Source organism: Curtobacterium pusillum (assembly GCF_013359865.1).
Classification (GTDB): domain Bacteria; phylum Actinomycetota; class Actinomycetes; order Actinomycetales; family Microbacteriaceae; genus Curtobacterium; species Curtobacterium pusillum.
In genome coordinates, this window is sequence record NZ_JABMCE010000050.1 from 1 (window position 1) to 19,527 (window position 19,527).

22 protein-coding genes are annotated in these 19,527 nt (G+C 71.8%); 5 read left to right on the forward strand and 17 right to left on the reverse strand.

The annotated features are described in order from the left end of the window. From HP507_RS02640 to HP507_RS02710, 15 genes are all read right to left on the reverse strand, one after another. Nucleotides 1–402, reverse strand: a 402-nt coding sequence (locus tag HP507_RS02640; protein WP_217508419.1) for a hypothetical protein, incomplete at its 3' end; no start/stop codon positions are given. Then, a complete protein-coding gene (locus HP507_RS02645; protein WP_175350307.1) occupies nucleotides 399–1,109 on the reverse strand; it encodes a C40 family peptidase in 711 nt (236 codons plus the stop codon). The genes HP507_RS02645 and HP507_RS02640, both read right to left, overlap by 4 nt. Next, entirely contained in the window at nucleotides 1,106–1,537 is a 432-nt protein-coding gene (locus tag HP507_RS02650) for a flagellar FliJ family protein (protein ID WP_175350308.1), read from the reverse strand. The genes HP507_RS02645 and HP507_RS02650 overlap by 4 nt, the downstream gene beginning before the upstream one ends. Then, nucleotides 1,537–2,868, reverse strand: a complete 1,332-nt coding sequence (locus tag HP507_RS02655; RefSeq protein WP_175350309.1) for a FliI/YscN family ATPase — start codon at nucleotides 2,866–2,868, stop codon at nucleotides 1,537–1,539. Before HP507_RS02655 ends, HP507_RS02650 begins: the two co-directional genes overlap by 1 nt. Next, nucleotides 2,865–3,524, reverse strand: a complete 660-nt coding sequence (locus HP507_RS02660; RefSeq protein WP_175350310.1) for a FliH/SctL family protein — start codon at nucleotides 3,522–3,524, stop codon at nucleotides 2,865–2,867. The genes HP507_RS02655 and HP507_RS02660 overlap by 4 nt, the downstream gene beginning before the upstream one ends. Then, the gene (gene fliG, locus HP507_RS02665; protein ID WP_376984263.1) at nucleotides 3,517–4,590 is read right to left on the reverse strand and encodes a flagellar motor switch protein FliG; all 1,074 of its coding nucleotides are present in this window, start codon (nucleotides 4,588–4,590) and stop codon (nucleotides 3,517–3,519) included. The genes HP507_RS02660 and fliG overlap by 8 nt, the downstream gene beginning before the upstream one ends. Further along, nucleotides 4,587–6,257 (reverse strand): flagellar basal-body MS-ring/collar protein FliF, encoded by a 1,671-nt coding sequence (gene fliF, locus HP507_RS02670; protein WP_175350311.1) that lies wholly within the window; start codon nucleotides 6,255–6,257, stop codon nucleotides 4,587–4,589. Before fliF ends, fliG begins: the two co-directional genes overlap by 4 nt. Continuing rightward, entirely contained in the window at nucleotides 6,257–6,598 is a 342-nt protein-coding gene (fliE, locus tag HP507_RS02675; RefSeq protein WP_175350312.1) for a flagellar hook-basal body complex protein FliE, read from the reverse strand. Before fliE ends, fliF begins: the two co-directional genes overlap by 1 nt. Next, nucleotides 6,598–6,954 carry a flagellar basal body rod protein FlgC gene (locus tag HP507_RS02680; protein ID WP_217508425.1) on the reverse strand — a complete coding sequence of 119 codons (357 nt, stop codon included), beginning with the start codon at nucleotides 6,952–6,954 and terminating at the stop codon, nucleotides 6,598–6,600. The genes fliE and HP507_RS02680 overlap by 1 nt, the downstream gene beginning before the upstream one ends. Nucleotides 6,955–6,989: 35 nt before the next feature. Next, nucleotides 6,990–7,334, reverse strand: coding sequence for a flagellar basal body rod protein FlgB (locus HP507_RS02685; RefSeq protein WP_175350314.1), 345 nt, complete (start codon nucleotides 7,332–7,334; stop codon nucleotides 6,990–6,992). Between the two features lie 341 nt (nucleotides 7,335–7,675). Then, complete coding sequence (locus HP507_RS02690; RefSeq protein ID WP_175350315.1) at nucleotides 7,676–7,945, reverse strand: hypothetical protein; 270 nt, start codon at nucleotides 7,943–7,945, stop codon at nucleotides 7,676–7,678. Further along, nucleotides 7,935–8,411, reverse strand: a complete 477-nt coding sequence (locus tag HP507_RS02695) for a flagellar export chaperone FliS (protein WP_217508421.1) — start codon at nucleotides 8,409–8,411, stop codon at nucleotides 7,935–7,937. Before HP507_RS02695 ends, HP507_RS02690 begins: the two co-directional genes overlap by 11 nt. Nucleotides 8,412–8,425: 14 nt before the next feature. Then, nucleotides 8,426–9,832: a flagellar filament capping protein FliD gene (gene fliD / locus HP507_RS02700; protein WP_175350316.1), complete on the reverse strand. Its 1,407-nt coding sequence runs from the start codon at nucleotides 9,830–9,832 to the stop codon at nucleotides 8,426–8,428. A 100-nt stretch (nucleotides 9,833–9,932) separates the two neighbouring features. Further along, entirely contained in the window at nucleotides 9,933–11,099 is a 1,167-nt protein-coding gene (locus HP507_RS02705; RefSeq protein ID WP_175350317.1) for a flagellin N-terminal helical domain-containing protein, read from the reverse strand. A 118-nt stretch (nucleotides 11,100–11,217) separates the two neighbouring features. Continuing rightward, nucleotides 11,218–12,036 (reverse strand): sigma-70 family RNA polymerase sigma factor, encoded by an 819-nt coding sequence (locus tag HP507_RS02710; RefSeq protein ID WP_175350318.1) that lies wholly within the window; start codon nucleotides 12,034–12,036, stop codon nucleotides 11,218–11,220. Between the two features lie 440 nt (nucleotides 12,037–12,476). On the opposite strand from HP507_RS02710, the gene HP507_RS02715 reads away from it, so the two are divergent. The 5 genes from HP507_RS02715 (at nucleotide 12,477) to HP507_RS02735 (ending at nucleotide 17,872) form a co-directional block, all read left to right on the forward strand. Further along, nucleotides 12,477–12,962 (forward strand): flagellar protein FlgN, encoded by a 486-nt coding sequence (locus tag HP507_RS02715; protein WP_175350319.1) that lies wholly within the window; start codon nucleotides 12,477–12,479, stop codon nucleotides 12,960–12,962. A 4-nt stretch (nucleotides 12,963–12,966) separates the two neighbouring features. Further along, nucleotides 12,967–14,388, forward strand: a complete 1,422-nt coding sequence (gene flgK, locus HP507_RS02720) for a flagellar hook-associated protein FlgK (protein WP_175350320.1) — start codon at nucleotides 12,967–12,969, stop codon at nucleotides 14,386–14,388. 2 nt (nucleotides 14,389–14,390) lie between these two features. Beyond that, nucleotides 14,391–15,272, forward strand: coding sequence for a flagellar hook-associated protein FlgL (flgL, locus tag HP507_RS02725; RefSeq protein ID WP_175350321.1), 882 nt, complete (start codon nucleotides 14,391–14,393; stop codon nucleotides 15,270–15,272). Then, nucleotides 15,269–15,637 carry a flagellar assembly protein FliW gene (fliW, locus tag HP507_RS02730; protein ID WP_175350322.1) on the forward strand — a complete coding sequence of 123 codons (369 nt, stop codon included), beginning with the start codon at nucleotides 15,269–15,271 and terminating at the stop codon, nucleotides 15,635–15,637. The genes flgL and fliW overlap by 4 nt, the downstream gene beginning before the upstream one ends. A gap of 1,284 nt (nucleotides 15,638–16,921) precedes the next feature. Beyond that, nucleotides 16,922–17,872, forward strand: coding sequence for a hypothetical protein (locus HP507_RS02735; protein ID WP_175350323.1), 951 nt, complete (start codon nucleotides 16,922–16,924; stop codon nucleotides 17,870–17,872). Nucleotides 17,873–17,933: 61 nt separating this feature from the next. Here HP507_RS02735 and HP507_RS02740 read toward each other — a convergent pair whose 3' ends face one another. Both HP507_RS02740 and HP507_RS02745 read right to left on the reverse strand, forming a co-directional pair. Further along, nucleotides 17,934–18,902, reverse strand: a complete 969-nt coding sequence (locus HP507_RS02740; RefSeq protein WP_175350324.1) for a beta-ketoacyl-ACP synthase 3 — start codon at nucleotides 18,900–18,902, stop codon at nucleotides 17,934–17,936. A 61-nt stretch (nucleotides 18,903–18,963) separates the two neighbouring features. Beyond that, nucleotides 18,964–19,356, reverse strand: coding sequence for a ChaB family protein (locus HP507_RS02745; protein ID WP_175350325.1), 393 nt, complete (start codon nucleotides 19,354–19,356; stop codon nucleotides 18,964–18,966). Nucleotides 19,357–19,527: the final 171 nt, after the last annotated feature.

Sequence of the window (19,527 nt, forward strand, 5' to 3'; positions counted from 1 at the left end):
CACCGCGCCCGGGACCACCGCGGAGGTCGCCGGCGTCGGATCGGCGGTCGTCGCGGGCGCGGTCGTCGCGGGGGCGGTCGTGGTCGGCGTGCCGGTGGTCGTACCGTCGGCCGATGACCGGTCGGCCGGAGCACCGCCGGCATGGCCACGGCCCGCACGGTCACCGCCGGCGCGGTCCCGGACCGGACGGTCAGCGGGCGAGTGGTTCCCCGCGCGGCCCGTTCGGTCGCGCGTCGAGTGCTCGGCGGCGCGGTCGGCGGTCGCGGGGGTGCGGCGGCCGGTGTCCTCCCCGACGGCGGCCAGGGCGGCGCCGAAGGAGTCCGCGGAGCCGGGTCCGTCCGAGGTGCCCGCGGCCCTCGTCTGCGCGGAGGGCAGGGTCTGCGTCGTGATCGTCATGGTCATGCCGCGCTCCCGGAGTTCATCAGCGACAGCAGCGCCGCGGTCTGCAGGTCCGTCGCACTCGACGCCGCAGCGGCCGCCGTCGTCGCCGTGGTCGCGGTGGCCTGCGCCGGGACGATGCGCCGGATCGTGGCGATGTCCGAGTCCTTGTACCAGTTGTCGACGATCCGGACGTCCTTGCCCGGCCTCGGCGCGTGCAGCACCTTGCCGTCCCCGACGTAGATCACGACGTGTCCCTCGCCCTTGGGGATGATGAGGTCCCCGGGCTGGGCGTCCTTGAGCGATCCGACCTCGACGCCCATCTTCGCCTGGTCCGGCACGACCCGGGGCATGGTCACCCCGAGGTCCTTGAAGACGGTCTGCACGAGGCCCGAGCAGTCCATGCCCGCCGTCGTCGTGCCGCCGAACACGTAGGGCACGCCGAGGTACTTCTTCGCATCCGCGACCACGTCGGCGCCGGTGGCACCGCTCCCGGTGGCGATGGTCCCCGCACCGGCGTCGACCGACGTCGCGGTGGGGACGCCCGAGGCCGCGGTCGACGCGGTGCCCGTGGCCGTGCCGGTCGCGGACGCGAGGGCGTCGGCGAAGGCGCTCGACGTGTCGCTCGACGACGTCGAAGCGGTCGCCGTCGTGGCGGTCGTCCCGCTGCGCAGGGCATCGATCTGGGTGCGGATCTCGGAGATCCGGGAGAGCACGGCGTCCACGCTCATCGGGCACCACCTTCCGCGCGGCTCCGTGCCGCGATCTCGTCGAGGGCGTTCTGTTCGGTGCGGAGCTCCTCGGCGACCTGCTGCTCCTCGTGCTGGTCCTCGAGCTTCTCGAGCCCCAGGGCCGACCGTCGGGCGCCGTTGTACTCGTCCTGCGCGCGGTCGGCGTCGGCACGGCGGCTGCGGACCACGGCGTCGAGCTCCTCGAGCATCCCGCGGGTCGCGGCGCGTGCTGCGGCGACCGCGCTGAGCGTCGCAGCGTCCTGGATCGGCTGGGACCCTTCGGCGTCCGCCAGGGTCCGGCGAGCGGCGATCCGGGCGTCCGCGGCGTCGCGCACGCGCTCGTTCGCGGCGGCGAGGGCCGCTGCGGCGCGGTCCTGTTCGGCGTGCCGCAGGCGGAGGAGTCCGGCGAGCGGGAAGCGGCGGGCCATCAGGCAGCACCTCCGAGCATCTGGACGAGACCGTCGAGCGCACGCCACGACGACGCCGCGGTCGTGCGCTCGTCCATGCCCTGCCGGAGGAACGCGTCGATCGCGTCCTGGTGGTCGACGGCGGCGTCCACGAGCGGGTTCGTCCCGCGCTGGTACGCCCCGACGTCGAGCAGGTCCTGCGCCGCCTTCCGGGCGGCCATGACCTTCCGCAGGGTCGTCGCGGCGGCGCGCTGCCCCGGGGTCGTCACCTTCGACGCCACGCGGGACACCGAGCCGAGGGCGTCCACGGACGGGAAGTGCCCGGTGACCGCGAGCTTCCGGTCGAGCACGACGTGGCCGTCGAGGATGCTGCGGGCGGCGTCGGCGATGGGTTCGTTGTGGTCGTCCCCGTCGACGAGCACGGTGTAGAGCCCGGTGATGCTGCCAACCCGGTCGGTCCCGGCGCGTTCGAGCAGCCCGGCGAGCACCGAGAACGTCGAGGGCGGGTAGCCCCGGGTGGCCGGCGGCTCCCCCACCGACAGGCCGATCTCCCGCTGGGCCATGGCGACCCGTGTGAGCGAGTCCATCATGAGGACGACGTCCTGCCCGGCGTCGCGGAACGACTCGGCGATCCGGGTCGCGACGAACGCTGCGCGCAGACGCATGAGCGCGGGCTCGTCCGATGTCGACACGACGACGATCGAGCGCGCGAGGCCATCGGCTCCGAGGTCGTCCTCGAGGAACTCGCGCACCTCACGCCCGCGCTCCCCGACGAGGGCGATCACGTTGACGGCGGCGTCGCTCCCCCTGGCGATCATCGACAGCAGCGAGGACTTGCCCACGCCGGAGCCCGCGAACAGGCCCATGCGCTGCCCCCGGCCGACGGTCGTGAGGGTGTCGAGCACACGGACCCCGAGCTGCATCGGCGTGTCGATGCGCGTGCGCGCCATGGCGTTCGGCGTCTCGTGGTCGAGCGGCACCCGGGCATCGCTGTCGAGCGGTCCGCGGTCGTCGATCGGCCGCCCGAGCCCGTCGAGCACCCGCCCGAACAGTCCGGCGCCGGTCGGCACGAGCACGGGACGACCGGTCGGGCGCGCCGGTGTTCCCGCGGTGACCCCGGTCAGTCGGCCGAGCGGCATGCACCGGACGCCGGCGACGTCGGTGGCGACGACCTCGACGAGGGTCTGCGGCCCGCCCTCGGCGCCGACGGTGACGACCTCGCCGACGCGGGCGTCGAGCCCGGCGATCGTGAGGCCGAGTCCGACGGCGCTCGTGACGACCCCGACGCGCTGCGGTGCGGCCTGCCGGAGCGCGTCGTCGAGGCCGCGCGGTCGGAGCAGGGCGGCGGTCACGAGGCGACCTCCAGCGCGGTGCGGGCACGGTCGAGTGCGGTGGCGATCCGGGCGTCCAGCAGGCCGTCCGGCAGGTCGACGACGGCGTCGCCGTCGCGCAGCGCCGGGTCGGCGACGACCGGTACGGACAGCTCGAGGTCGGCGACCCGCGCGGCGTCGGCGACGCTCAGCCGGATCGCGACGGCGACCGTGCGGTCGATGGACGCGAGTGCGCGCATCACGGTGGCCTCCGCGCCGGACGGACGCCGCGCCTCCCGACCGTCCGCCGCGGCGTCCACCGGACCGGAAGCCGACGGGTCGGACCGCCTGGAGGCGCGGATCACGTACCCGACGATCGCCTCGGCCAGGTCGACGGCGGCGGCCGCGACGGACTGCTCGGCCGTTTCCAAGACCGGCGTCACCTGCGACAGGAGGGCGTTCGTGGCGGCGTCGAGCACCGCGATGCGGCGCGCCGTGTCGGCCTGCATCGAGGCGACCCGGGCGGCGGACTCGGCCTCGAGCCGGACTCGGAGCGCGTCGGTCTCGGCCTGCGCCTGCCGGAGGCCGGCGGCGTACCCGGCGGCGTGACCGCGGACGTCGGCGCCGGCGGTGCGCTCGCGTCCGGACGCGTCCCCGATCACCGGGAACGCGACGCGCTGGACGACGGTGTCAGTCAACGAGCTCGTCCTCCTCGGCGCGGTGCACGGTGATGACGCCCTGCGCCTCCAGCTCGCGCACGGAGCGGACGACCTCGGCGCGGGCCTCCTCGACGAGGGACACGCGGACCGGGCCCATGGCCTGCAGCTCGTCGTCGAGGAGCTCGCGGTTGCGCTCCGAGACGTTCGCGCGGATCGTCTCGATGACCGGCGCTGCCGCGCCCTTCATGGCGGTCGCGAGGAGCTTCGAGTCGACGCCGCGGAGCACCTGCTGGATGTCGCGCGACTCGAGCTTCACGATGTCCGCGAACGTGAGCATGCGGGAGCGGATGTCCTCGGCGAGCTCGGGGTCGCGCGCCTCGAGGCCCTCGAGCACGGCCTTCTCGGTGGCGACGTCCGAGCGGTTGATGATCTCGACGAGGGGCTGGATGCCCCCGACGACCTCGACGCTCTCGCGCGGGGACACGACGGCGCCGGCGCGCTGCCGGAGCACCCCCGCGACGATCGCGACGGCCTCCGGGGTGGCGGAGCCCATCGTGGCGAACGCCTGCGCGACGTCGGTGCGGGCGCGCTCGTCCACCCCGGCGAGCACGGCGCTGGCCTGCGCGGGCTTGAGGTGCGCGAGCACGAGGGCGATGGTCTGCGGCAGCTCCCCCTCGAGCAGCGTGACGACCTGGCCGGGCTCGGCGTCGTCGAGGAAGTCGAACGACTGGCCGGCCAGGTTGGACGCGAGGCGGTCCATCACCCCGGCGGCCCGCTCGGCGCCGAACGACGCCTCGAGCAGCCCGAGCGCGGTCTCCTTGCCGCCGCGCTTCTGCATGCGGCCGCTCAGGGTCATCCGGTGGAACTCCGTCAGCGTGCGGTCGACGACGGTGTCCTCGACGCGGCGCATCCGGACGATCTCGGCGGAGATCTCCTCCGCCTCGATCTCGGTGAACTGCTTCATCACCTCGGCGGCACGGTCGGTCTCCATCTGCATGAGGATGAGCGCGACCTTCTGGGCGCCGGTCAGGGCACGGTCCGTGCTCCCGCCTGCGCCGCCGCCGATGCCGCCGACGCCGCCGACGCTCGGTGTGAGGCCGCTCACACCGGTGCCCGGTCGTCGAGGAGCCCACGGAGGAGCTCCGCGGTGCGCTTCGGGTCACGCTCCGCCAGGGCGGAGATGTCCTGCCGCCGACGCTCGGCCGTGACCTCCTCGGTGGTGAGGACCTCGGTCGGGGCGTCGTCGTGCGGGATCGTCGGGAGTGCCACGGTCGGGGCGTCTCCGGCCTGCAGGGGGCTCCGGTCGGCGGCGCCGTCGACGGCGAGCGGCAGCTGGAACGTCTCGCCGGAGAAGGCGTCGAACTCGCCGAGGTCGACGGCCTCGCGCTCCTGCTTCCGGCTCCGGCGGGCGACGAAGACCATGATCGCGATGAGCGCGAGCAGGCTGCCGACGACGATGCCCGCGGTGCGGATCGCCGACCACAGCGACTCCTGCTGGTCGGCCTTCTGCTGCGCCTCGAGCGCCTTCGTGGCCTTGTCCGCGGCGCTGGTGTCGAAGTCCATCATCGCGACGGCGACCTTGTCGCCGCGGGCCGTGTCGACGCCCGCCGCCCGCGACACCAGGTCGTTGATGCTCTGCAGGTTGGCGTTCTTGACGGTGTCGGCCTTGGCGTTGAGGGCGACCGAGACCGACTGGTTCTGCAGCGAGCCGGCGGGGATCTGCGTCGTCTCGGTGGTGTGGTCGACGGCGTTGTTCTTCGTCGCCGACTCGTTCGTGTACCCGTCGTCGCCCGTGCCGGTCGTCGCCGTGCCGTTCGGGACGGCGATGTTGTCCGGACCGAGGACGCCCGTGGCGCCGCTCGACGCGCCGGACCCGGAGCCGTACTGCTCCGTCGTGCTCGACTCGTTGAGCGCCACCGGACCGGTCGTCGGGGTCGTGTACGACTCGGACGTCCGCGTGCCGGTGTTCTGGTTCATCGTCGCGGAGACCACCACGGTCGCGTTGCCCGCGCCGAGCGTCGTGTCGAGCAGGTCCTGGATCTTCTTGCTCGTCGCCGCGTCGTAGTCGGCCGCCTGGTCCGCGCCGCCGCCGGTCGCACCGGTGCCCACTGCGGAGAGGGTCTGGCCCTTCGAGTCGACGACCGAGACGTCGGTGGGCTGCATGCCCTCGACGGCTGCGCTCGTGAGGTGCACGATCGCCTGGACCTGGTCGGTGCTGAGCTCGGCGCCGTTCTTCGTCGCGATGAACACCGAGGCGGTGGGGTCCTTCTCCTCGGAGACGAACACGGTCTTCTCCGGGATCGCGAGCTGCACGGTGGCGGTCTGCACGCCGTCCATCGCGCCGATGGTCTTCGCGAGCTCGCCCTCCATCGCCCGCTTGTACGTCACGTCCTGCTGGAACTCGGAACTCGTCACGCCCATCTTGTCGAGCAGCGAGTACCCGCCCTCGTTCGACGACGGCAGACCGTTCGACGCCGCCTTGAGCCGCTCGGAGTACACCGACCCCTGCGGCACGAGGATCGTCGCGCCGCCGTCGGTCAGCTGGTACGGCACGCCGTCGGTCTGCAACTGGTCGGTCACGCTCGCCGCGTCGGCCGCGGCCAGTCCGGTGAAGAGCGGCGAGTACGACGCCTTGCCGAGCCAGCTCGCGAGCGCGATGCCGCCAAGCACGAGGGCCGCGACGACGAGGATGGCGATGGTGCGCTGCGCGGCGGAGAACCCGCGCACGTACGCGCCGAGCCGGGCGAACACGTTCTTCAGGGCGACCGGCATCAGGCCTGCATCCTCATGATCTCGTTGAACGCGTCCACACCCTTGTTGCGGACGGCGGAGACGAGCTCGAGCGTGACCTGCGCGCGGGTGGCGGCGATGGTCGCGTCGTGGATGTCGTCGAGGTTGCCGGTGACGGCCTTGAGCGCGAGGGTCTTCGAGTCGCTCTGCAACTGCTGGAGGCCGTCGACGGCGTTGCCGAGCGACGCGGCGAAGCCGGAACCGTCGGTGCTCGTCGCCCCGACCGCACCGGTGGTCGTGCTGTCGCTGGACGTCCCGGTCGCGCTCGTCAGCGCGTTCGTCATCGCGTTGGTGGTCACACCGTTCACGGCGTCGATGGGCATCAGTTCTTCCCGATCTGCAGTGCCGCCTCGTAGGCGGTCTTCGCGCGGTCCACCACGGCGGCGTTCGCCTGGTAGCCCCGCTGGGCCATGATGAGGTCCGCCATCTGCGTGCCGAGGTCGATGTCGGGCATGCGGACGTAGCCCTCCTCGTTCGCGAGCGGGTTGTCCGGGTCATAGGTCACGCGGCCGGCGGCGCTGCCGAACGACGCGCCCTTCACGTAGGCGCCGGACACGGCGGCGCCCTCCTGGACCTCGACGTACCGGGCCTGGAACGCGGTGTCGTCCATCGACTTCGCCGTGTTGACGTTGGCGATGTTGTCCGAGACCGCGTCGAGCCACTTGCGGTGCACGGTCATGCCGGTGCTCGCGATGCCGATCGCGTCGAAGGTGGTCACGAGGTGGTCCGCATCGCCGCACGGACGCTGGTGAGCTCTGAGTTCATCGCCTGGGTGGCGAACTGGTACCGGAGCACGGTGTCGACGTTGGAGAGCGTCTCCTCGTCGAGGTTGACGTTGTTGCCGTTCGTGTTCGTCGGCTCGAGGCTCCGCGCCACGGTCGGCGTGGTGCTGCCGTCGCCGTCGACGATCGCCGAAGCGAGGGCGTCCTCGAACTGGACCTTCTCGGCGTGGTAGTTCGGCGTGTTGATGTTCGCGATGTTGTTCGCGATCACCCGCTGGCGCATCGACAGGCCGTCGAGCGCGCTCTGCAGCGCCGCCGACGTCACGGAATCGAACACGGTCATCCCCTCGCAGCGCGACGTCCCCTGACGTCGCGCGATGGCGGTGGCCGATCCGTGGCCGAACTGGTGAGCGATCCGTGCTCAGGTGGGGCTGTCGGCCGGGTGGTGGGGGCCGTTAGCGCTCGCCCCGAACGGGGGGCGGGGCGGGGGCGTCGTCGTCGTCGGGACTGTTCGCGCGCATGTTCCGACGTTGCACGAGTCGATCGACACGTGCGCTGTCGAACGATGCGCACGCACCCACTACGCGTGCATGTTCCGACACGGCACCCGTCGATCGACGCGCGCGATGTCGGCCGATGCACGCGCACCGAACCGCCAGCTCCGGCCGGGCCCGCCCGTCAGGCCGACGCGTCGAGGTACACGGACCCGCGCGGCTCCCGGGTCGCCTCCACCGCACGGAGCGCGCCCAGGTGCTCGGCGGTCGTACGCCGGTCGGCCTCGAGCGTCGCGATGCGGTCGCGCTGCGCGGCGAGCAGCCTGGAGGCACGACCCACCAGGTCACGCGGGATCGGTCCCAGCCCGGTCGGCTCCGTCCACGCGGCGCCGGTCGCGCGGACAACGTCCTGTTCCAGGTCGGTCAGCACCGCCTCCCACGCGTCACGCGACACCGAGCGCACCGCCCGTCGGGTGCTGGACCGCCGATGTCGCCGGCAGGGAGGCGGCGGCATCGTGCCACGACTGCCGCAGCGGCTCGAGGATCCGGATGCAGTCCCGCGTCGCCTGCACGTCCCGGTGCACGTTCGCGGTGATGAGCGACGTCGACGCGTAGTTGTAGATCGCGAGGAGCCCCTCGCCGCCGTCCCACACGTCGATGCGGAGCGTGGCGGACAGTTCACCGACGATGGCCTGGGCGTGCAGGAGCTGCTCGCGCGCGGCGTCCCAGTCGGCGCCGGTCTGCGCGGCCTCGGCACGGTGCAGGTCGAGCAGCAGCCGGTCGTACAGCATCGTGACGAGCTGTGCCGGCGTCGCGGAGAGCACGGCCTCGTTCGTGTACTGCGCGCGACGCTGGTCGGTCACGGTGCGGGGCTGGGCGGCCTGCCGGAAGGCGGCGGCCTGGAGGTCGAAGGCGTTCATCGTTTTTCCTCGCCTCAGCTCGAGGTCGTCAGGGTCGAGAGCTGGCTGGTGAGCCAGCTCGACTGCGACTGGAGCGTGCTGAGGCTGGTCTCGAGCGCGGTGTACTGCGCCTGCAGCGTCGCCCGGCGCTGCGTCAGCCGGTCGGTCCAGGCGTCGATCTGGTCGTTGAGGTCCTTGGCCACCGACTGCTGTCCGGTGATCGAGGTGGTGATGGAGCCGGTGTACTTGTCCGACGCGGCGTTCGCGGCCGAGGCCACGTTGGTGGCGACCCCGGACAGGATGGCCTGCGTGCTCTCGGGGTCGCTCGTGAGGGCTGCCTGAAAGACATCCGCGTCGAACGAGAACGTGCCGTCCTTCTGGATCGTCAGACCGATCGACGACGGCGACTTGCCGTCGACCGGGTTCGACATCGCCGATCCGAGCCGCTGCACCGCATCCCGGGTGGTGGCGTCTCCGAGGAGCACACCGGCCGTGGTCGACGTCGTGCCGTCGGTGACGCTCGTGGTGCTCGTCACCGAGGTGTTCGAGCCGTAGTACGACAGCACGGCGTTGAACGCGTCGACGAGTCCGGACGCGACGGCCTGGGCCTTCGTCGTGTCCTGCCCGACCGTCACCGTGACGGGGTCCGTCGAGGTCCGGGAGACCGTGACGCCGACCCCCGGGAGCAGATCGGCGAAGGTGTTCGTGCCGCTTGTGATCGTCTGTGCGGCCGCGGTGCCGGCGTAGAGCGTCACCGAGGCGTCCGCCGCCTGGCGCACGACCGCGGCGCCGGTCTCCGAGAAGACGTCCGTGGCGGTGCCCACAGCGACGTCCTCGGCCGTGCCGCGGTACAGCGAGAACGCGTTCGCGGCCCCGGTCGTGTTCGACGACACCTGCAGGCGGTACAGCTTCGTGCCGTCGGATGCGGTGCCGGCGGCGACCTTCATGGCGGTCACACCGGCAGCGGCCTTGTTGATCGCGGACACCGTGTCGTCAAGGGAGCCGGACGCAGGGGTGATCGCGATGTTCGTGCCGTCCGCCTTGACGAGCGTCAGGGGCGAAGCAGAGCCGGACCACTCCGACATCGCCGCGGTGACGCCGACCTGCGCGGCCGCCGTAGCGTCGACCGTGAACGCGACGGAGCCGATCGCCGCCGTCGACCTGGCCGTGGCGGTGACACTGCTCGCCGAGCTCGACGCGGTGAAGAGCGCGAGCGAGGTGGCAGACGAGGCGGCGGTGGCCTTCGTCGCCACGGTCTGGAAAAGCCCGTTGATCGTCTGCAGCGACGATATGAACGAGTTGGTCGAGGTGACCTTGCTCTTGAGCAGGGTCTGCGGAACCTGCTCGATGGTCATGAGCGAGTTGATGAGGCTCGTGGTGTCCAGGCCGCTGACGAGGCCGTCGATGGCGAGGGAACCGCTCGTCGCTGACGTCGTGGTCATGCTGGTCTCCCGGTGCGATCGGTGCAGTCAGTTGGCGGAAGGGTGGAGGCCATCCCCGCAGGACACTCGAACGGTCCGGTGGAGGTGGCCTCCGCCCCGATTAGCGGAGCAGCGAGAGGACGTTCTGCGTGCTCTGGTTCGCCTGCGCGAGCATCGAGGTGCCGGCCTGGCTGAGGATGTTGTCGCGCGTGTACTTGACCATCTCCTCCGCCATGTCGACGTCCGTGATGCGGGACTGCGCAGCAGTGAGGTTCTCCTTGGCCACGTTCGTCACGTTGATGGCGTGGTCGAAGCGGTTCTGGATGGCACCGAGGTTGGAACGAGCGGTCGACACCGCCTTGATCTGCTGGTCGATGACCGTGATCGCCTTCTGCGCGGAATCCGCGTCGGCGAAGGAGATCGCGCCGTCGGCAGCAGCGGTACCGACCGTCCCACCGGCGAGACCGTTGCCGGTCGCGACCGTGTTCTGGACGGTGCCGCCGTTGATCGCGGACACCACGATGCCGGTGCCCTTGCCGTTGGCGTCGTGCTCGACGGAGACCGAGAAGTTCGCCGAGAAGTCGGCGTTCTTCGACAGGTCCTCGGCGTACTTGTCCACGCTGTCGTACGACACCGCCAGACCGGTGACGGCGACCGTCTTGGTCTCGTTGCCGTTCGTGACGCTGAACGCCTGGTCCTTGCCGCCGAGGTCTGCGACGTCGGCGATCGTGAACTGCGTGCCGGTGGAACCGCTCGTCCCCACGGTCAGCTTCGACGCGATCGCCGAGACGTTCGCCCCGGACAGGTCAACCGAGATCTGGCTGTCGGTGCCGGCGTTCGCCCCGACTTGGAACTTCAGCGTGTCGTTGTTGTTGAGCAGCGAGGTGCCGTTGAAGTTCGTGGACTTCGAGATGCGAACGAGCTCCTGCTGGAGCTGCCCGACCTCGGTGGAGATCGCCGTGCGGGAGTCCGCGTTGTTCGAGTCGTTGCCGGCCTGCACGGCGAGGTCGCGCATGCGCTGGAGGATCGAGTGGGTCTCGGTGAGGCCACCTTCAGCGGTCTGCACGACGGAGATGCCGTCCTGTGCGTTGCGGGCGGCGACCGTGAGGCCACCGACCTGGGACTTCAGCCCCTCGGAGATCGACAGACCGGCCGCGTCGTCGGCAGCACGGTTGATGCGGAGGCCGCTCGAGAGCTTCTCGAGGGACTTCGACAGGTCGTTCTGCGTCGAGTTGAGGTTCCGGTACGTGTTGAGTGCCGAGAGGTTGGTGTTGATGGACATACCCATGGTGGTTTCCTCCGTGAAATCTGGGTCGTACGTCCGCCCGTCCGTGGGCTGACACTGGTGACTCTCGGCCGGTCGGCCGGAGCCGTTAGGTGATCGACCGGATTGCGCCGGTCGACTTCTAGCTCGCCGCCACGGCCGGCCCCGTGGTGGCATCGTGCACGGCTCGGGCGACGCCCGCTGCGGCGTTCGCGGCGACCCGTGCCAGGTAGGCGCTCCGGCGTGCGGCGGTGGTCCGCGAGGCCGGCTCGACGGCCGTTCCCTCGTCGCCGTAGTGCGCGGCGAGGCCGTCCCGGAGCAGGCGCATCGCCTCGGACCGCTGCTGCGACACGGCGGAGTGGGTGATGCCGAGTTCGGCGGCGACCTCGGTCACCGAGCGGTCGCCGAAGTAGACGCTCTCGACCACGTACCGCATCCGCTCCGGCAGCGCCTCGACGGCGGCGCGGAGGTACCTGCGCCGCTCCGCCTCGAGCAGGTCCTCGCCCGGCAGCGGCAGGTCGGCGGCGAGGGTGTCGTGCACGGTCTCGTCGATCGGGGTCACGGTGCGGGCGGCGTCGCTCATCGCGTCGGCGGCGGTCTGGCGGTCGACCCCCATGGCCTCGGCGATCTCCTGCACGCCCACGGTCCGACCGAGCCGGGCGGACAGGGCCTCCTGCGTGGCGAGGGTCTCGCGGATGCGCTTCCTGGTGCCGCGGGACGCCCAGTCGGCCGAACGCATGTCGTCGGCGATCGCTCCGGTGATGCGGGTGCGGGCGTAGGCGCCGAAGGGGACGCCGAGCCCGGGGTCGAAGGCCTCGGCCGCGGCGACGAGTGCGAGCGACCCGACGGCGGCGAGGTCGTCGCGGTCGAGGTGCGTGGCACGGGCCCGGACGTCCGCGACGATGTACCCCACGAGCGGGAGGTGCTCCACGATCATCGCGTTGCGGTCGTTCCGGTCCATGCTGATCCCCTGGTCGCTCGACGTGCGTGACCCGTCCGTGGGCGCGGCGGACACCGGCCTCGGAGGGGCCGGTGCGTACGCCGAAGACCCACCCGGTTCCCTCCGGGTGGTGCACATCCGCGCCCCTGCGACGCGGTGCGGGGACGGTGTTCCCTGGAACGACCAGACCCGCGGTGCGGTTCGAATGTATCGGCTGACAAAGCCCTGTCAGAGTCTTCAACCGTCCCCAGTGCGGGGGTGAGAATGCGTTCTCCGCGTCGGCATTTGAGGGGACCCGCGGCGGGGAACGGGCGTTCCTGTCCCCTGGTCGGGGGCGTCTCCGGGAGGCGCGGCTCGTGTCCGCCACGCGCGCTCGGCGACGCCGTCCTTACGTCCGGCACCGCGGGTCCGATAGGTCCCGGTGTCCGCAGGATGAACGACAGACCCACCGGGAGGAGCTGATGAGCGTGAACGAACTGTCCGCCGTGCTCTGGCGCGAACGCGAACTGCTCGAGCTGCTCACCTTCAAGCTCGAGGAGGAACAGCTGCTGCTCGCGGCCGGCCGCTCCCGCTGGGTCTCGCACGCCAGCCGCGAGGTCGAGCAGGTCCTCGAGCGCCTCCGCAGCGCCGGACTCGAACGCGCCGCGTCGAGCGCCGAGGTCGCCGAGGAGTGGGGTGTGCCCGCGGACGCTCCCCTGCGCGAGGTCGTCGCCGCCGCACCGAGCGGCCCCTGGGGCGAGATCCTCGCAGCGCACCTCACCGCCATGGTCGAGCTGACCACGCAGATCGGGGCGCTCCGCGACGAGAACGACCGCTTCCTGCGTGCTGCCGCGCAGGCGACGGAGGAGACCCTCGCCGGAGCGGTCACCGGAGCCGCCACCTACGACGCCTCGGGCACCTCGGGTGCGGGTTCCGACGGCGCGCGGCTGTTCGAGGGGACGCTGTAGCACCGTGGTCAGCACCTTCGGATCCCTCGCCACCGCGTACTCCGGCCTCGCCGCCGCTCGCGCCGGCATCGACGTCACCGGGCAGAACATCGCCAACGCCGGCACCACCGGGTACACCCGCCAGCGCATCACGCAGACGTCCATCCCGGCCGCCCAGACCGGGTTCATGCGCGGCACCGCGGCGCTCGCCGGGCAGGGTGTCTCCGTCGACGGCATCGCCCGCCTGGCGTCCCTCACGCTCGACGCCGGCGTCCGCGCGGCGGCGGGGTCCTCGGCCTACGCGGACGCCCGTGCCACGGCGCTCTCCACCCTCGAGACCGGGCTGAACGAGCCGGGCGACGACGGCCTCGCGACGAAGCTCGACGCGTTCTGGTCCTCGTGGAGCGAGCTCTCCGCCCACCCCGACGACCCCGGCGCCGCGAGCGCGGTGATCGGCGCCGCGAAGACCGTCGCGAGTGCGCTCTCGAGCGGCTCGAAGGCCATCGACGCCCAGTGGTCGAGCGTCCGCGACACCGTGGACGGCCAGGTGCAGCAGCTCAACGACGCGGCGTCGCAGGTCGCCGCCCTCAACGGCCGGATCCGCACCGCGCTCGCCTCCGGCGGGAACGCGAACGAGCTCATGGACCAGCGCGACCAGCTGACCGAGCAGATCTCGTCGCTCGCCGGCGGGACCGTCCGGTCGAACTCCGACGGCACGGTCGACGTCCTCATCGGCGGCAACGCCATCGTGCAGGGCACCGATGCGCGCTCGCTCGCGCTCGGCGGCGGGCAGCGTCTGGCCGACGGCGCCGCGGTGACCCTCGCCTGGACCTCCGGAACCGCCGGCGCGGTCTCCCTGTCCGGCGGTTCGATCGGCGGGAACCTCTCGCTGCTCGCACCCGCCACCGCGGACGGCACCGGCGGCGCCCTGGCCGAGGCCTCGGCGTCGTACGACCAGGTCGCGACGAAGCTCGCGACCGCGGTCAACGCCGTCCACGCGACCGGCACCACCTCGTCCGGTGCGACCGGTACCCCGTTCTTCTCGCTCACCGCCGGTGTCCCCGCCGCGCAGGGCCTCGGCGTCGTCCCGACGGACGGCAGCGGGCTGGCGACGCGGAACGCGGCGGGGGAACTGGACGACTCGTTCGCCGACGCGCTCTCGCGACTCGGCACGGCGTCCGACGGTGCCGACGGTGCCTGGGCGACGTTCGTGGCGGGGGTGGGCACCGCCTCCAGGTCCGCTGCGTCGGAATCGACGCTCACCGGACTCGCCCTGACCAACGCGCGGACGCAGCAGCAGTCGAGCGCCGGGGTCGACCTCGACGAGGAGAACGTGAACCTGCTGAGCTACCAGCACGCGTACCAGGGCGCCGCGCGCGTGCTGACCGCCGTCGACGAGATGCTCGACACCATCATCAACCGCGTCGGACTCGTCGGGAGGAGCTGATCGTGATCACCCGGGTGACCACCCAGATGTCGATGGCGGCCGCGAGCGCCAGGCTGCAGGCGGGAGCCGCGAAGGTCGCGCAGCTCACCGACCAGGCCACGACCCTGAAGAACATCCAGCGGCCGTCCGATGACCCGGCCGGGACGGCGTCGGCGATGCAGGTCCGCAAGGAGCAGGCCGCCACCGCGCAGTACACCCGGAACGCGGACGACGCCGTCGGCTGGCTCGCCACGACGGACAGCGCACTGTCGAGCGTCTACTCCGTGCTCAACAGCGTGCGGGACCTCACCGTGCAGGCGGCGAACAGCGGCACCATGAGCGACACCGACCGCGACGCGTTCGTCACGCAGTTCCAGTCGCTGAAGTCCGAGCTCGAGTCGCAGGCGAACACGACCTACGGCACGCGCTCCGTCTTCGCCGGCTCCTCGACCGCGTCCACGGCGTACGACCCGTCGACCGGCTGGGCCTCCGCCGGCACCGACGTCAGCCGGCGGATCGGGGACGGCACCACCGTGCGGGTGGACACCTCCGGCACCGCTGTGTTCGGGTCCGGCGGCTCGTCCGTCTTCGCGATGATCGACTCGATCGTGAGCGACCTGCAGAACGGCGTGAACACGAACCCCCGGATCAACGACGTCGACGCCGCCATCAGCACCGTCCGCGGCGCCCAGGCCGACGTGGGCGTGCGGCACGCGGCCGCGCTCTCCGCGCAGGACTCGCTGAAGAGCGCCACCGTCTCGCTCGAGAGCCGCCGCGCCGGCATCGAGGACAAGGACCTCGCGAAGGCCGTCCTCGACCTGCAGGTCCAGCAGACCAACTACCAGGCAGCCCTCGCCGTCACCGCGAAGGTCCTGCAGCCGACCCTGATGGACTACCTGTCATGAGCATCGACCTGACCTTCGCCATCCCGCCGTTCGGCCTGTCGCCGGCCGGTACCTTCACGCTGACGCCGGTGGACGGTGCCGACGGGCTGTTCACGCTCGTCGGCGACGACGCCCGGCTCTTCCTCCTCGACGCCGCGGTGCACCTGCCCTCGTACTCCCCCGAGCTCACGGACGAGCAGGCCGCGGGGCTCGGTCTGACCTCGGCCGAGGACGCGATGCTGCTCGTCGTCGCGAACCCCGGCGGGTCCGACACGACCGTGAACCTGCTCGCGCCGATCATCGTGAACGCCCGGACCTCGGTCGGGGCGCAGGTGATCCTCGAGGGGCAGGACCTGCCGCTGCGGGCGGAGCTCGCCCGGCGCTGAGCGGCCGCCGCCGCTGCTTGCCGCACGGTTGCGCGCCGGATTCGACATTGCACGAGTCGATCGACGCGTGCAATGTCGCCCCATGCGCGCGAGTGGACTGCGTGTGCATGGTTCGACACAACACTTGACGATCGACGGGTGTGATGTCGATCGATGCGCCGGCCACGACCGCCCTCAGTCCTCCACAGGCTCGGGTCCGCGCAACCCTCTCCACCGAAGCGTCAACCGTGCCGTTCGACCGCCGCGCACTGCGCCACGCTGTCGGCATGAGCAGAGCACACGACGTCGAACTCATCCGTACCGCCGGTCTTCCGGACGCAGAGCGACGTGCGCTCGAGCGACGCGTCCACCGTGGCTCGCTCGAGCGGATCCGACCCGGAATACTCGTCCGCCGGGGGACGCTGGCCGGGCTGTTCCCCGCGGAGCGGCACCTCGTCCTCGCGCGCGCATCGCTCACACGCTTGCGCGGCGCCGACATCATCTCGCACGAGTCAGCGTGCGCCGTCCTGGAACTCCCGCTCGTCGGACGATGGCCCCCGAAGGTGCACATCTCCGATCCCACCACGGCCCACGGTCGCGTGACCGCGTGGTTCGTCCGGCACGGTGTGGAGCCTCGGCCTCCCCTCGCTGCTCTCGAACGGGGCGGGCTCCGTGTGACGAACGCGGCCAGGACCGCCGTGGACGTGGCAGCGTCGAGGCCACTGCTCAGCGCTGTCCCCGTCATCGACCACGTCCTGCGCGCCGCGATGGCGACGACCAGCGACCTCGACGGGGAACTCGGGCGGCTGCGGAAGGGGCAGTCGAAGGCAGCGATCGCGGTCAGGATGGGCTCGGCGCTGTCGGAGTCGCCGGCCGAATCCGTCTGTCGCGTGCGGTTCCGGCAGCTCGGGGTCCCGGAACCGGTGCAGCAGCACGCGTTCCACCGCCCCGGGGAACGCACGGCGATCGTCGACTTCTGGTTCCCCGAGCAGGGCGTCGTGGTCGAGGTCGACGGCCGCGCGAAGTACGAGGACCCCGCGATGCTCGACGACCGGACCACGGCGGACGCGCACTGGCGGGAGAAGCAGCGAGAGGACTTCGTTGCGCTCGTTCTCCGAGGTCAGAGCGGTCGTCCGGCTGACGTGGGCCGACCTGATGGATCCGGACCGCGTCCGCGTCAAGCTCGTCCGGGCAGGGATCCCGTGCCGGTGAGGGACACCTCGCGGGTGCGCGCACGCTGGAACGGCTCGGTCCGGTCAGTCCGGTCCGACCTGGCTCCCACCCGGGCGGCGTACCGTCGTCGCCATGGCCCGAGAGCAGAAGGACCAGGCGATCGTGCCCATGCCGGCAGCGCCTGTGGCCTCCACCCCCACCGACCCGAACGCACGCACCCCCGAGCAGCAGCCCGCCGGGTGGGTGAAGACGCTCGACCGCGTGCTCAGCGTGCAGCGGCCCGTGGTGGTCGCACACGTGAAGGCGCTCCGTCGGCGGCATCCCGACGCGTCCCCGGCGGAGATCATCCAGCTCCTGGAGCGTCAGTACCTCGGCGCGGTCACGACCGGCGGCGCTGCGGTCGGTGCGAGTGCGGTCATCCCGGGGGTCGGGATGGTGGCGGCCCTCGGGCTGAGCGGCGCCGAGACGGTCGGGTTCCTCGAGACCACGGCGCTCTTCGCGCAGTCCGTGACCGAGGTGCACGGCATCGCACTCGACGACCCCGAGCGTGCGCGCATGCTCGTGATGGCGATGATCCTCGGCGCACCGGGCACGCAGCTCATCAACCAGCTCGCGGGGCAGGTCGCCGGCGGGCAGGTCCGGACGGCGTTCTGGGGCGAGATGGTGACGTCGTCGCTGCCGAAGCAGGTCGTGAACGGCATCGGTGGTCAGGTGCGCGACCAGTTCATCAAGCGGTTCGCCGCTCGGCAGGGCACGACGATCGTGGGGCGGGCGCTCCCGTTCGGGATCGGCGCTGCGGTCGGTGGCCTCGGGAACCACGCTCTCGGGCGGAAGGTCATCCAGGCGTCCCGAACGGGGTTCGGGTTCCCGCCCGCACAGTTCCCGATCGTGCTCGAACCGAAGCAGCCGAAGGAGCCGAAGCAGCCGAAGCAGCGCGCGGTGAACGATCGCGAGCCGAAGGAACGCCGGGCGCTCCCGTGGCGGAAGCGCCGCGACGACCTCTGGGCAGCGGACGCCGACACCGACGCGGACGCCGGCACTGACACCGGCACCGACACCGAGGCCGGCCAGCGCGACCGATGACGGCCCCGAGGGGTGGTGCCAGCCGGCACCGCGCCTCCAGGCCGAGAACCGCTGAGACCGCCTAGCCTGCCCGCACCGGCGTCGTCACCACCTGCCCAGCGTGCGCGAAGCCGCCGCCGAAACCGAACAACAGCGTCGGCACGCCCTCGGGCAGGTCCCCGCGTGCCCACGCCTTCGACAGGCCGAGCGGCACGCTCGCCGCCGAGGTGTTGCCGGACTCGATGACGTCCCGTACGACGAACTTCGACTCCCCGCCCAGTGCGGCCACGAGCGGTTCGATGATCCGGAGGTTCGCCTGGTGGAACGCGAACACGCCGATGTCGTCGAGCGTGAGCCCGGCAGCGGCCACCGCGGCTCGGGCGTGGTCGGCTGCCTCGGTGATGGCCCAGCGGTAGATCGAGCGCCCCTCCTGGCTGAACCGCTCCGGGTCGCCCGAGACGAGCACCGCCTCCTCGAGGTGCGGCACGCTCCCCCACGACACCGGTCCGATCTGCGCCGTGTCGGAGACGCCGAGCACGGCGGCCCCGGCACCGTCGCCGACGAGCACGCAGGTCGACCGGTCGGTCCAGTCGACGATGCCCGAGAGCACCTCGGACCCGACGACCACCGCGATGTCCGACGAGCCGACGCGGATGGCCTGGTCGGCCAGCGCCACCCCGTACTCGAAGCCGCTGCACGCAGTGTTGATGTCGATGGGCGCGGCGGACGGCGACAGCCCGAGTGCCGCCGCGACGCGACCGGCCGTGTACGGCGCACGGTCCCGGTGCGTGGTGGACGCGACGATGACCATGCCGACGTCGGACGGTGCGACTCCCGCGTCGGTCAGGGCGTTCCGGGCTGCCTCGATCGCCATCGACGTGACGGTGTCCTCCGGCCCCGCGATGTGCCGGGTCTCGATGCCCGTCCGCGTGCGGATCCACTCGTCGTTCGTGTCGACCAGGGTCGAGAGTTCGTCGTTGGTGAGGACGCGCGAGGGCTGGTGGTGGCCGAACCCGAGGATCCGGCTGCCACGGAGAGCTGGGGTGTTCACATCCGGCACGCTACTCCCACGCGCGCGCCGCACATTCCCCGGACGGAATGCGGCGCGGCGATCAGCGGCGCGCCGCCGCGGTGGAGCGATCGTTGGCCTTCTTGATCGCCGCGACGAGCTCGTCCTTGTCCATCTTCGAGCGTCCCTTGACGTCGAGCCGCTTGGCGACCTCCATCAGGTGTGCCTTCGAGGCGTTGGCGTCGACTCCGCCTTCGGTCTTGCCGGAGCCGCGCGAGCCGGCGGCGCCGGAGTCGGACGGCCCGGCGCTGGCCTTCTTCTCCCAGTGGTCGCCGACCTTCTCGTACTCGTGCTTGACCGCCGCGTAGGCGGTGCGACGCGCGCGCTCTCCTGGCCCGTACGACTCGTTCGCGGAGTCGAGGGCCTTCGTGAAGATCTCCTGCGCGTGCTTCGGGGACCGCTGGAGGGTGCTCGGGATCTCGTCCTTGGCGGGCATGGTCGCTCCTTCGTCTCGAACTCGTTCTCTCCTGGTTACGCTTCCCGGGCCGACGTCGCGCCCAGAGGATCGGCCCGCCGTCGATCACCGGCGTCGCGTGGGTGCCGAGACCGTCCCGTCCCGTTCCTCCACAGGTACCCGCAGGGCCTGCCACGGGCACCCCGGATCGCG